Annotated in this window: 12 protein-coding genes; 6 read left to right on the top strand and 6 right to left on the bottom strand. The window is 39.8% G+C overall.

Features of this window, described 5'->3' with window-relative positions; genetic code table 11:
* Positions 1-96: 96 nt before the first annotated feature.
* Positions 97-492, top strand: coding sequence for an 8-oxo-dGTP diphosphatase MutT (gene mutT, locus AACU95_RS13775; protein ID WP_017627934.1), 396 nt, complete (start codon positions 97-99; stop codon positions 490-492).
* 52 nt (positions 493-544) lie between these two features.
* Here mutT and yacG read toward each other — a convergent pair whose 3' ends face one another.
* The 6 genes from yacG to ppdD form a co-directional block, all read right to left on the bottom strand.
* Entirely contained in the window at positions 545-760 is a 216-nt protein-coding gene (yacG, locus tag AACU95_RS13780; protein ID WP_004244091.1) for a DNA gyrase inhibitor YacG, read from the bottom strand.
* A gap of 52 nt (positions 761-812) precedes the next feature.
* Complete coding sequence (gene zapD, locus AACU95_RS13785) at positions 813-1,565, bottom strand: cell division protein ZapD (protein ID WP_004244089.1); 753 nt, start codon at positions 1,563-1,565, stop codon at positions 813-815.
* A 2-nt stretch (positions 1,566-1,567) separates the two neighbouring features.
* Positions 1,568-2,182, bottom strand: coding sequence for a dephospho-CoA kinase (gene coaE, locus AACU95_RS13790; protein WP_004244087.1), 615 nt, complete (start codon positions 2,180-2,182; stop codon positions 1,568-1,570).
* Between the two features lie 277 nt (positions 2,183-2,459).
* Positions 2,460-3,659: a type II secretion system F family protein gene (locus AACU95_RS13795; protein WP_161737093.1), complete on the bottom strand. Its 1,200-nt coding sequence runs from the start codon at positions 3,657-3,659 to the stop codon at positions 2,460-2,462.
* Complete coding sequence (locus AACU95_RS13800) at positions 3,656-4,759, bottom strand: ATPase, T2SS/T4P/T4SS family (RefSeq protein ID WP_004250359.1); 1,104 nt, start codon at positions 4,757-4,759, stop codon at positions 3,656-3,658. Before AACU95_RS13800 ends, AACU95_RS13795 begins: the two co-directional genes overlap by 4 nt.
* A gap of 99 nt (positions 4,760-4,858) precedes the next feature.
* On the bottom strand, positions 4,859-5,302 hold the full coding sequence (ppdD, locus tag AACU95_RS13805; RefSeq protein WP_004248548.1) for a prepilin peptidase-dependent pilin: 444 nt from the start codon (positions 5,300-5,302) through the stop codon (positions 4,859-4,861).
* A gap of 210 nt (positions 5,303-5,512) precedes the next feature.
* Here ppdD and ampD point away from each other — a divergent pair, with 210 nt between their 5' ends.
* The 5 genes from ampD to lpdA all read left to right on the top strand — a co-directional run bounded on the left by ampD (position 5,513) and on the right by lpdA (position 13,489).
* The gene (gene ampD, locus AACU95_RS13810) at positions 5,513-6,055 is read left to right on the top strand and encodes a 1,6-anhydro-N-acetylmuramyl-L-alanine amidase AmpD (RefSeq protein WP_017627935.1); all 543 of its coding nucleotides are present in this window, start codon (positions 5,513-5,515) and stop codon (positions 6,053-6,055) included.
* Positions 6,056-6,381: 326 nt separating this feature from the next.
* Positions 6,382-7,152, top strand: a complete 771-nt coding sequence (gene pdhR / locus AACU95_RS13815; protein ID WP_012368227.1) for a pyruvate dehydrogenase complex transcriptional repressor PdhR — start codon at positions 6,382-6,384, stop codon at positions 7,150-7,152.
* 163 nt (positions 7,153-7,315) lie between these two features.
* Positions 7,316-9,982, top strand: coding sequence for a pyruvate dehydrogenase (acetyl-transferring), homodimeric type (gene aceE / locus AACU95_RS13820; RefSeq protein WP_004244080.1), 2,667 nt, complete (start codon positions 7,316-7,318; stop codon positions 9,980-9,982).
* Positions 9,983-9,994: 12 nt separating this feature from the next.
* The gene (gene aceF / locus AACU95_RS13825; protein WP_141192202.1) at positions 9,995-11,860 is read left to right on the top strand and encodes a pyruvate dehydrogenase complex dihydrolipoyllysine-residue acetyltransferase; all 1,866 of its coding nucleotides are present in this window, start codon (positions 9,995-9,997) and stop codon (positions 11,858-11,860) included.
* Positions 11,861-12,061: 201 nt separating this feature from the next.
* Positions 12,062-13,489, top strand: coding sequence for a dihydrolipoyl dehydrogenase (gene lpdA, locus AACU95_RS13830; protein WP_004244077.1), 1,428 nt, complete (start codon positions 12,062-12,064; stop codon positions 13,487-13,489).
* Positions 13,490-13,612: the final 123 nt, after the last annotated feature.

Genomic DNA, 13,612 nt, shown 5'->3' on the forward strand with positions numbered 1-13,612 from the left:
CCGAATAGTGAAGAAAGAAAATCAACCTCATACTATTGGATCTACGGTATAATGGTGAAGTTTGTCAGTGAAACGTATGATCTAATAAGGCTGTTTATGATAGATAAAAAAAAACTACATATTGCTGCAGGTGTGATTTGTGATAAGCAAAATAATGTATTTATTACCCAACGTCCTTTGACATCTCATATGGGAGGATATTGGGAGTTTCCTGGTGGAAAACTAGAAGATAAAGAGACGCCAGAGCAGGCATTATACCGTGAGTTGCAAGAAGAAATAGGTATTAATGTGACACAATGCCAGTTGCTTGAAACGGTAGAGCATGATTTTATTGATAGGCATATTACATTATCATTCTTTTTAGTCACAGAGTGGGAAAATAAACCTTACGGTAAAGAGGGGCAACTTTCCCGCTGGGTACCTATTATGTCCTTAAATGCCGAAGATTTTCCGCCAGCTAATCGCTCTATTGTTGCCTTATTGCAAAAATAATCAATACAGCCACTTCATGATTGTTGTGGCTGTATGAGTATGCTGTGGGCGTTTAATTAAACGGCTTAGGATCTTGCTCTGGCATTTCACTCCATTCATCGCTGTCATTGCTTTCGCTTTGACTTGGAATTCGCTTCTCTTCAGCCGCCCATTCGCCTAAATCGATTAACTGGCAACGCTTACAACAAAAAGGACGATAAGGGCTACTTTCATCCCATATTACCTCGGTTCGGCATGTTGGGCATTTCACTATTAATTTTTCGCTCATTATCTCTCCTGAATTTAATTGAGATGATTTCTGTTGTTGATATTAAGCTATATTAACAACATGAAATCTCAAAAGGTAGTTCAGAAGGGATTGTGCCATGCTCACTGTCAAGAGGCAAAAAGCGAATAGCATAACGGTTTTTGTGTCCTGAGACTTGAGGGTAAATTTGCTGGCTGGCAAGTAGCTTGATCCGTAATAATTCACCTTCTTCCGTACTGTCTTGATAAAAACCATTATGGCTTAATACCGGTTTAAATGTATCTGATTGACGAATAAGTGTTAATAGGGCATTTAATGCATTTTGTAGAGGATATAACCCTTCCTGCCAACAAGTTAACTTTTCAGTACGCACCGTTTGAGGAAGATTTAACCACAAATGCAAAGTAGGGACGTCAAAGCTACAACATCCTCCCGGAATACTGAGGCGTTGTTTTACTAAGCTGATGATTTTATCTTGTTTTAAATGTTGTCCAATACGTGGTGCTTTACTTAATGCGCAAGCACTTTCTGATAACTCATTAATAATATGACTGACAATCTCTTTATCGACATTAGGAAAGGATAACCACTGTTGCAGTTTTTTTTGTCTTTTTTCTAACTCTTTAAGTAGCTCTGCGCGGATCTCCCCGCGATCTAAAACTTCAATAAATTCTGAAACGGCACGAAAAAAAGATAATGCAGAAGATAATGAATTAATAGATTGAAAACTATTTAATTGAATTAATGAGTTTTCAATTCTAAGCCATGAACGCATTTTCTCATTAAGCGGGTGTTCAAAAATAATTGTTGAGGTTTCTTCACTCATGGCTATTGTCCTGTATTGCTTTTTTGAGCTAATTCTAAGTAATGCTGATGAAGTTGTTTTATTTGTTCATCTTGATTTAAGCTATTATCGTGATTTTCAATAATATCATCAGCAACGGCTAATCGTTGTTCTCTTTTAGCTTGGGCTTGTAAAATTTTGAGTACATGATCTCGGCTTACACCATCACGTTGCATAGTTCTGGTAATTTGTTCTTCTTCAGTCACATCAACCACAAGAATACGATCGGCTAAATGTGTTAGTTTATTTTCAACTAATAAAGGAACAACCCAAATAAAATAAGGGGCGCGAATTTGTTGAATTTGTTTTTGCGTCTCTTGTTGTATAAGTGGATGGAGTAACTGGTTTACCCACGCTTTTTCTTGTTGATTTTGAAAAATAATATGACGTAATTGCGCTCTATTTAACTTGCCATCAGGCAATAAAATTGTGTCACCGAAGTGTTGCTGTAAGGCTTTTAATCCCGGCGAATCTGGCTCTACCACTAATCGTGCAATGACATCCGCATCCACAAGAGGGACGCCGAGTGAGGCAAAACCATTAGCGATGGTTGTTTTACCACTACCAATACCACCTGTAAGAGCAACTGTATAAGTCATTGCGTTCGTCTATTTTTAATTAATCAAAATTTACTGTTGATTGCGATATTCTAAAGCTTAAACTGATTTTTATCACAAGATAATAACCGCAATATTTGGGTTTTATTCAGTTATTATGATAAGCGATTTTCTGCTACCCTGACAGCCTAGCTTACAGTAAGTGGCTAAATCTTCGCTTAATCGGCTATTAATATATCAAAATGTAATGATGATGCATTGTATCACTGATGTTTTGATTATTAGACGCATTGTTAATGACTTTAGGATATTGCTAGCATCAATGTATGGTATCACCTAGTTGTAACACCGGAAGATACATCGCAATAATAAGCGTGCCAGTAATCAATGCGATCAGTGTCATTAAAATAGGCTCAAGCCATGTTTTTACACTATCAAGACGTTCTTCTAATTGATGATAAAACCAGTGGGTAAGTTGCTGGCAAAAAAACTGTAGTTGTCCAGAATTTTCTGCTGAAGAGATCAATTGATAACAGATTGGCGGGAATAGAGGATTATGTCGCATAAATGAGCTAAGTGATTTGCCTTGAGTAATATGCGCTATCATATCAGTGAGTGCTCGTTGATACAGTGAATGCGTTAATTGCTCTGTAATAATTTTTAATCCCTGTAATAGTGGTAATCCAGCTTGTTGTGTAATCGTCATTATCTGAAAAATAATATGTAGCTGGTGATATCTTAATAAGATGCCCAAGTAAGGAAGATTAAGCCAACATCGTTGTTCAATGTCGCGAAATTTAGCATTGTGATGTTTAATAGTGTAATAGCTATAAGAAATTATTAATATAAACAGCAGGATAATTAAACTATATTGAGAAAACCATTGAGAACATCTAATTAAGGTTAATGTTAGCATCGGTAGCTCAGTATTAAATGCACTGTATAAAGATTGATATTCAGGTAAAACATAGATCAACATAGATATTGTAATAACGATTAATGTTAATAATAAGAATAGAGGATACTGAAAAGCTTTTATTATTTTTTTTATTAAATCCCGCTGGTTTTTTAATTGTATTGTTTGTAATAAGAGAACTTCATCAAGCTTACCACTCTCTTCACCAATATAAATAAAATGGGTTAAATTAGCAGGAAAATAGAGTGGATAACGACTTAACTGTTTAGACAGCGCGCCTCCTTGATTTAGGTGAAAAATAATATCATTTAAAACACATTGCCAATGTAAATAACGACATTCTTCTTTAAGCAGTGTTAATGCGGGCAAAAGTGCTAAGCCTGAATGAAGTAATAACGCTAACTGTTCAAGAAGTTGAATGCGGTATTGTTTATCACTATTTTGAAAGATTATTACCCTATATAGGCGAATTTTTACTGGTAATTTTTGTTGTTGAATAAGTTGATCAATAACTTCATGTTTAGATTGAGCGACAACGTTGCCACTTAGCCATTTTCCTTGATAAGTTAATGCATTATAGCGATAGATAAAATGTAATTTCATTCAATATCTCCGACTACTTGATAAACTTCATCTAAAGACGTGATCCCCTTTTTTATCAGTTCAATACCTGAGTTAAATAGTGCGTAAGGTGAGGGGAGTGATTGCTTGGCAAGTTCAAAACAATCATAAATAGCTGTTCTGCCTTTGTAGCCGGAATAACAAAATTGACAACCTGTTGCTTGCCAATTGGGTAATATAATTTGTTGATTATTAATAATGAAATTTTTCTGTTCAGGTGATGGGTATTTACAGTTGCTACATAAGCAACGAACTAAACGTTGAGAAATAATTAATTTTACACAAGAGTCGATTAAATCTTTTGCGATGCCTAAATTAGCCAAACGGGCGAGTGTTGCTTGGGTAGAGTTAGTATGCAGTGTTGATAAAACTAGGTGGCCTGTTTGTGCCGCTTTTATTGCTATTTCTGCTGTTTGTTGATCACGTATTTCACCTATCATAATAACATCGGGATCTTGGCGTAATAGTGCCCGTAATATTGTTGCAAAAGTAATACCAGCTTTTTCTGTTATTTGTGTTTGATTAATGCCATGGAGAGGTAACTCAATAGGATCTTCAATACTATTAATATTACGATTATCTTTATTTAAATATTGTAAACAACTATAGAGTGTTAAAGTTTTACCACTCCCTGTGGGGCCGGTGACTAAAATCATTCCCTGAGGTTGAGTAAGATATTTTTTTAATAGTGTTAGGTGAATTGTTTGAAAACCTAACTGTGCTAATTGTGGCTGTTGCAGATTATTCATGAGCCGTAAAACTATTTTTTCTCCATATAAAGTAGGAAGTGTCGCAACACGTATTGAATAATTGTTTTTCTGGTAAGACCAATTAAATTGACCATCTTGTGGTAGGCGTTTTTCGGCAATATTAATATTCGCGAGGATTTTTAAACGTGTCAGGATCTCGTTAGCTAATTGATTGTCAGGGGGAGAAAACAACACTAGATGATTATCAATTCTCGCGCGAATTCTCAGGCTATTTTGTTGTGGCTCTAAATGAAGATCAGAAACACGTTGAGCAAGGCTGTGACGTAACAATTGCTCAATAAACTCTGTTGCTGTATGGATAGTATTATTCATGAAAGCTCTTTTTTTACGATAAATGATTTATGGATGGTAAGGGCTAGAAACAGAGCCTATTGGCTTTTCCACCTTGGTTGAGGTTGTCGTTAGATTGTTTTAATGAGATTTAAAAACCTTATGGCATAGCTTTTGTAACGCGGTGTTAGTTGATGTGCAGTTAATTTGCCAATGGGGAAGTGTCTCTTTACTGTTTGTTGCAGGAGTCATTACGATGGTTAGCCCTTCTAGTTGAGCCTTACCTTTTGCACTAATAACGCCATTGGCAACATGAATATCAGTAAGGTATCGACTACGAAATTGTTGAGGCATAAAACTGGCATCAGCATGGCATTGGTTATATTGATGTTCATAGTGACAAAGTTCCACTGCAGAACGATAAGGCGACAGGGTTTGTAATACATCAGTTAAGGCGGCCTTTTGGATATAACCATGATAAGCAGGGATCGCCACTGAGCTTAAAATTGAGATAATGGCAATCACAATCATCAATTCCATTAGCGTGAATCCATTCTCTGTTGAGTGATAATTTAATGTATTCATTTTTCTCTCCTTGATAAATAACCTGTTGAAGTATGAGAAAAAAGCGTTTTATTGGCGAATAGAGAAGCTAAGAATTGAGTAAAATATCGAAAAGAAAAAGGCGTGATACAAAATTAACCACTATTATTGAGAGCAAGTTCGCATTAATTGGCGGATATTATTAATAAAAATAGCTAATATGATTTTAAATGTAGAAAAAAGAGGGGTGTTGTGGAGATTAAGCAAGGCTGGCTAACGGGAGTAAAACACGTTCCATCGCCAAATTATGACAATAGACCTGAAGGTGAAATCCCTTCATTGTTGATTATCCACAATATCAGTCTTCCTCCTGGGCAATTTGGTGGACCTTATATTGATCAACTGTTTACCAATACGCTTGCTGTTGATGATCATCCTTTTTTTAATGAGATTGCACATCTGCGTGTTTCTGCGCACTGTTTAATTCGCCGTGATGGTGAAATTGTGCAATATGTGCCTTTTACGGCACGAGCGTGGCATGCCGGGGTTTCCTTCTATAAAGGGCGAGAGAAATGCAATGATTTCTCGATTGGTATTGAGCTAGAAGGAACCGATGAGTGTGACTTTACGCCGCTGCAATATCAGCAATTATCGACACTCACTCAGCAACTTATTGAACACTATCCGGGCATTAAAGAAAATATTACCGGACATAGTGATGTCGCACCTGGTCGGAAAACAGATCCGGGACCTCATTTTAATTGGTCATATTACCGAGCACTATTAGCAAAATAACACAACAAAATGCATTAATAATTGATATTTTTGCATTGATAATCAATATATGAATGCTGTCACGCTTCAGTGTGACTGTTTATGTGTTTAATCAATGTTAAAAAATAGTGTTTTTAATCTTTTCTAATAATGCGATCTAGTTATCAAATTTGATGAATTTATCAAATAATTTGTTAAAATTTGCAGGTTTTTATGATTTCGCTCAACAACTGTATGGACAGTTAGTAAATACTTTGTTACTTTATTATCCATTACATTAAATTGGTATTACCAATTGACATTTCAATAACCAAGGTAATAGTTATCCAATAATGGCTTCTAGCAATATGGCTTACACAAAGATCCGCCAACCAAAGCTTTCTGATGTGATAGAACAACAACTTGAGCATCTTATTTTAGAAGGCACCCTACGTCCGGGGGAAAAACTCCTGCCTGAACGTGAGCTGGCAAAGCAATTTGATGTATCGCGTCCTTCATTGCGTGAAGCAATCCAAAAATTGGAAGCAAAAGGTTTTTTATTACGCCGCCAAGGTGGTGGAACCTTTGTGCAAGATAACCTTTGGCAAAGCTTTAGCGATCCTCTCGCTCAACTCCTCAGTGGGCATCCAGAATCTCAATTTGATCTGTTAGAAACACGCCATGCCCTTGAAGGTATTGCGGCTTATTATGCTGCATTACGCGGTACTGATGATGATCTTGAGCGTATTAAAGCCAGTCATGCTCGCATTATTGATGCCCATGATAAAGGGGATATCGCGGCGGAGTCGGATGCGGTATTGCAATACCAATTAATCGTTACGGAAGCTGCTCATAATGTCGTTTTGCTACACTTATTAAGGTGTATGGTGCCAATGCTTGAGCAGAATATCCGACAAAATTTTGAGTTTCTTTATACACGTAAAGAGATGTTAACTGCTGTAAGTGAGCATCGCACACAGATTTATCAGGCGATTATTAATAGAGAGCCAGAAGCAGCCCGTGAAGCTTCACACCGCCATCTGGCCTTTATTGAAGATGTTTTGTTGGATATGAGTCGTGAACATACTCGTCGTGAGCGTTCTTTGCGCCGGCTCCAACAACATCCTGATTTATTTTAGTAGCACAGATCCTGACCGCTGAGTCTGTACTACCTATCTCCCTGCAATATTCAGGGGTAGCGGTAATAACAGCAGGGCCTATCTTCCCGTCATATCCCCGTGGTATCACGGGAAGATAGGCTCCTATAACCATTAGAAACAGATAACAGATAAGGAATACACCATGTCAGATATGCTGAAAAATGACGTGGATCCGATCGAAACTCGCGATTGGTTACAAGCGATCGACTCGGTCATCCGTGAAGAAGGTGTTGAGCGTGCACAGTTCCTGATTGATCAGGTATTAAAACAAGCCCGTAATGGCGGTCTTGATATTGCTTTAGGTGGCTCTGTACACAGTGATTATATCAATACTATTCCTGTTGAAGATGAACCCGCTTACCCTGGCAATCTGGAATTGGAACGTCGTATCCGTTCTGCTATTCGCTGGAACGCAGTAATGATGGTTCTGCGCGCGTCCAAAAAAGATTTGGAACTCGGCGGACACATGGCGTCATACCAGTCTTCTGCAACTTTATATGAAGTTTGCTTTAACCACTTCTTCCGTGCTCATAATGACAATGATGGCGGTGACTTAGTTTACTTCCAAGGTCATATCTCTCCGGGGATCTACGCACGTGCATTCTTAGAAGGGCGTCTGACTGAAGAGCAATTAAATAACTTCCGTCAAGAAATTGGTGGTAAAGGTTTATCCTCTTATCCACACCCTAAATTAATGCCTGAATTCTGGCAGTTCCCAACCGTTTCAATGGGCTTGGGGCCACTATCTGCGATTTATCAAGCAAAATTCTTGAAATATTTAGATCACCGTGGCTTAAAAGATACCACTAAGCAACGTGTTTATGCGTTCTTAGGTGATGGTGAAATGGACGAGCCAGAATCTAAAGGTGCTATCACTATCGCTGTACGCGAAAAATTAGATAACCTGTGCTTCGTGGTTAACTGTAACTTACAGCGTCTTGATGGCCCAGTTACAGGTAACGGCAAAATTGTTAACGAATTAGAAGGTATCTTCGCCGGTGCTGGCTGGAATGTGATCAAAGTGATGTGGGGCGACCGTTGGGATGCACTACTACGTAAAGACACTTCCGGTAAACTGATCCAGTTAATGAATGAAACACTGGATGGTGACTACCAGACTTTCAAATCTCGCGACGGTGCTTATGTTCGTGAGCATTTCTTCAATCGTTACCCAGAAACTGCCGCATTAGTTAAAGATATGACTGATGACGAAATTTGGGCGTTAAACCGTGGTGGTCACGATCCGAAGAAAGTTTTTGCGGCATTCCAAAAAGCCAAAGAAACCAAAGATAAACCAACCGTTATTTTAGCTCAGACCATCAAAGGTTATGGTATGGGTGAAACGGCAGAAGGTAAAAACATCGCTCACCAAGTGAAAAAAATGAACATGGACGGTGTGAAACATTTCCGTGATCGTTTCAATATCCCTGTTAGCGATGAGAAAGTAGCAGAACTGCCTTATATCACTTTTGATAAAGATTCAGAAGAGTACAAATATCTGCATGCTCGCCGTCAGGAACTAGAAGGTTACTTACCTGCTCGTCGTACTCGTTTTGATGAAAAATTAGAAATTCCTACACTGGAAGATTTCAGCCAGTTATTAGAAGAACAATCTAAAGAGATTTCTACTACTATCGCATTCGTTCGTGCGTTGAACGTAATGTTGAAAAACAAATCTATTAAAGATCGTTTAGTCCCTATTATTGCTGATGAAGCACGTACTTTCGGTATGGAAGGTCTGTTCCGTCAAATCGGTATCTACAGCCCGAATGGCCAGCAATATACGCCTCAAGATCGTGAGCAAGTTGCTTACTATAAAGAAGACGTTAAAGGTCAGATCCTGCAAGAAGGTATTAACGAACTGGGTGCGGGTGCATCTTGGTTAGCGGCTGCAACATCTTACAGCACTAACAACTTGCCAATGATCCCATTCTATATCTACTACTCAATGTTTGGTTTCCAACGTATTGGTGACCTATGTTGGGCTGCGGGTGACCAACAAGCACGCGGTTTCTTAATTGGTGGTACTTCAGGTCGTACAACGCTAAACGGTGAAGGTTTACAACACGAAGATGGTCATAGCCATATTCAATCACTGACTATTCCTAACTGTATCTCTTACGATCCGGCCTTCGCGTATGAAGTTGCTGTCATTATGCAAGATGGTTTAGAGCGTATGTATGGTGATAAACAAGAAAACGTTTATTACTACATCACAACGTTAAACGAAAACTATCATATGCCAGCAATGCCAGCTGGAGCAGAAGAGGGTATCCGTAAAGGTATCTATAAACTGGAATCTCTGGAAGGCGCGAAAGGTAAAGTTCAGTTACTGGGTTCTGGCTCTATTTTACGTCACGTACGTGAAGCAGCACAAATTCTGTCAACTGAATATGGTATTGGTTCCGATGTGTACAGTGTAACATCATTCACTGAATTGGCTCGTGATGGTCAAGATTGTGAACGTTGGAACATGCTACATCCATCAGAAGAGCCTCGTGTACCATACATTGCTCAAATCATGAATGATGCACCCGCTGTTGCTTCAACAGACTATATGAAACTGTTTGCAGAACAAGTTCGCACTTATGTGCCAGCTGACGACTATCGTGTCTTAGGTACAGATGGTTTCGGTCGTTCAGATAGCCGTGAAAATCTGCGTCACCACTTTGAAGTTGATACTTCTTATGTGATTGTTGCTGCATTAGGCGAATTAGCTAAACGTGGTGAGATTGATGTGAAGGTTGTTGAAGAAGCAATCAAAAAATACAACATCAACCCTGAAAAAGTAAACCCACGTCTGGCGTAAGAGGTAAAGTGAATGTCTATTGAAATTAAAGTCCCTGATATCGGTGCAGATGAAGTTGAAGTCACCGAAGTGATGGTGAAAGTCGGTGATCGTATTGAGGAAGAACAATCCTTGATCACCGTAGAAGGCGATAAAGCGTCTATGGAAGTGCCATCACCACAAGCGGGTATTGTTAAAGAGATCAAAATTGCCGTGGGCGACAAAGTCGAAACTGGCTCTCTTATCATGATCTTTGATACTGAAGAGGGTGCTCAGGCACCCGCTCAAGAAGCCGCTCCTGCGCCTTCTGCTGCCGCACCTGCTGCGAGCGAACTGAAAGAAGTTCATGTACCAGATATCGGTGGTGATGAAGTTGAAGTCACCGAGGTGATGGTCAATGTAGGTGATACCATTTCAGAAGAGCAATCTCTGATCACGGTTGAAGGTGACAAGGCTTCAATGGAAGTCCCAGCACCTTTTGCTGGCGTAGTAAAAGAGATCAAAATTGCTGTCGGTGATAAAGTGAGCACAGGCTCTCTTATCATGGTATTTGAAGTAGCAGGTAGCGCGCCAGCACCTTCTGCATCAGCTCCGGCTCCTGCAGCATCAGCACCAGCAGCCTCTGCAATTAAAGATGTTAATGTACCAGATATCGGTGGTGATGAAGTTGAAGTCACCGAAGTGATGGTGAAAGTGGGTGATACCATTGCTGAAGAGCAATCTCTGATCACGGTTGAAGGTGATAAAGCTTCTATGGAAGTTCCAGCACCTTTTGCCGGTGTAGTAAAAGAGATCAAAATTGCTGTCGGTGATAAAGTGAAAACAGGCTCACTGATCATGACCTTTGAAGTTGCCGGTGCCGCACCAGCAGCACAAGCGCCAGCTGCGCCTGCAACATCTACATCAGCAGCACCTTCTGCTCCAGCAAAAGCGCCTGCTTCTGCACCAGCAGCAAAAGAAGAATTTGTTGAAAACGAAGCTTATGTCCATGCAACACCTGTTATCCGCCGTTTAGCACGTGAATTCGGTGTGAACTTAGCGAAAGTTAAAGGAACCGGTCGTAAAGGACGTATCTTACGTGAAGACGTTCAGTCTTATGTGAAAGAGTTAATTAAACGTGCTGAATCTGCACCTGCTAATGCTGGTGGTGGATTACCAGGTATGTTGCCTTGGCCGAAAGTTGACTTCAGTAAATTTGGTGAAATTGAAGAAGTTGAATTGGGCCGTATCCAGAAAATCTCTGGCGCTAACTTAAGCCGTAACTGGGTAATGATCCCTCATGTTAATCTGTTTGATGAAGCAGATATCACTGAGGTTGAAGAATTCCGTAAACAGCAAAATAAAGAAGCTGAGAAGAAAAAACTGGATGTTAAGATCACGCCATTAGTCTTTGTGATGAAAGCAGCGGCTAAAGCACTGGCTGATATGCCTCGCTTTAACAGCTCAATTTCAGAAGATGGACAGAAACTGATCCTGAAAAAATACATCAATATCGGTATCGCCGTAGATACACCTAACGGTTTAGTTGTACCTGTGTTTAAAGATGTAAACAAAAAAGGCATCTTAGAACTCTCTTATGAATTAGCAGAAGTTTCTAAGAAAGCACGTGCAGGTAAACTGACTGCATCTGATATGCAAGGCGGATGCTTCACTATTTCTAGCCTTGGTGGTATCGGTACTACCGGTTTTGCACCAATCGTTAATGCGCCAGAAGTTGCGATTATGGGACTGTCTCGTTCTTCGATGAAACCAGTCTGGAACGGTAAAGAGTTCGTACCACGCTTAATGTTACCAATGTCATTATCTTTCGATCACCGTGTGATTGATGGTGCTGACGGTGCTCGATTTATCACTCTGATTAATCAGTACATGAGCGATTTACGTCGTTTGGTAATGTAATCATCTAAACCGGTGCTAAGCGCCGGTTTCTCTGATTGCCGTGACAGATTTTGCAGTCATACATTCTAGGTTGTGAGATCTGTCATGTTAGAGCGCTTTTCAGTTTATTAACATTTCTGTAAACTGCATGCGGTATGTAAGTCTCGGTGTTAAATATGGATTATCGTCTGACTCGCCGGACAAATAAATAATGAGGTCACGATGAGTACTGAAATTAAAGCACAGGTAGTGGTTCTCGGTGCAGGCCCTGCGGGTTATTCCGCGGCGTTCCGTTGCGCTGACTTAGGTTTAGATACAGTTTTAGTTGAACGTCACTCTACATTAGGTGGTGTTTGTCTGAACGTGGGGTGTATCCCTTCTAAAGCGTTACTCCACGTTGCTAAAGTAATCGAAGAAGCGAAAGCATTATCTGAACACGGTGTCGTTTTTGATGCACCGAAAACAGATATCGACAAAATTCGCATCTGGAAAGACAAAGTTATTTCTCAGTTAACTGGTGGCTTAGCTGGCATGGCTAAAGGCCGTAAAGTAAATGTTGTTAACGGCGAAGCTCGATTCACAGGCTCACATACATTGTCTGTTGAAGGTAGTGAAGGTACAACAACAATCACTTTCGAAAATGCTATCGTTGCCGCAGGCTCTCGTCCAATCGAATTACCTTTTATTCCACATGAAGATCCACGTGTGTGGGATTCAACAGATGCACTACAACTGAAAACAGTACCAGAGCGTTTACTGGTCATGGGTGGTGGGATCATCGGTTTGGAAATGGGTACCGTTTATCATGCGTTGGGTTCACAAATTGACGTGGTTGAAATGTTCGACCAAGTTATCCCAGCGGCAGATAAAGACGTAGTTAAAGTCTTTACTAAACGTATCAGCAAAAAATTCAATCTGATGCTAGAAACCAAAGTGACCGCCGTTGAAGCAAAAGAAGATGGTATCTATGTCACAATGGAAGGCAAAAAAGCACCTGCTGAGCCTCAACGTTATGATGCTGTATTAGTTGCTATCGGTCGTGTACCAAATGGTAAATTATTAGACGCAGGTAAAGCTGGTATTGAAGTTGATGATCGTGGCTTTATCCATGTTGATAAACAAATGCGTACTAATGTACCTCACATCTTTGCTATTGGTGATATTGTTGGTCAACCAATGCTGGCACACAAAGGTGTTCATGAAGGTCACGTTGCTGCGGAAGTTATCTCTGGTAAGAAACATTACTTTGATCCTAAAGTTATTCCATCAATCGCTTATACTGAGCCAGAAGTTGCATGGGTTGGTATGACTGAAAAAGAAGCGAAAGAGAAAGGTGTTAGCTATGAAGTAGCAACTTTCCCTTGGGCAGCATCTGGTCGTGCAATTGCATCAGACTGTGCAGATGGTATGACTAAACTGATTTTTGACAAAGAAACCAACCGTGTTATCGGTGGGGCAATTGTCGGCTCTAACGGTGGTGAACTGTTAGGTGAAATTGGTCTAGCTATTGAAATGGGTTGTGATGCTGAAGATATCGCATTAACCATCCACGCTCACCCAACGCTATACGAATCAATCGGTATGGCTGCGGAAGTATTTGAAGGTAGCATCACTGACCTGCCAAATCCAAAAGCGAAAAAGAAAAAATAAGTTGATTTTATAATCAAGACAAAGTGTAAATGTTAAGAGCCAAGTTCATTATGAGCTTGGCTCTTTTTTCATTATGATGGATTAAACAACATAGGAATTTAATTTGATACGATATTATTTTTC

The sequence above is a fragment of the Proteus sp. G4415 genome (assembly GCF_963896075.1).
Classification (GTDB): domain Bacteria; phylum Pseudomonadota; class Gammaproteobacteria; order Enterobacterales; family Enterobacteriaceae; genus Proteus; species Proteus mirabilis.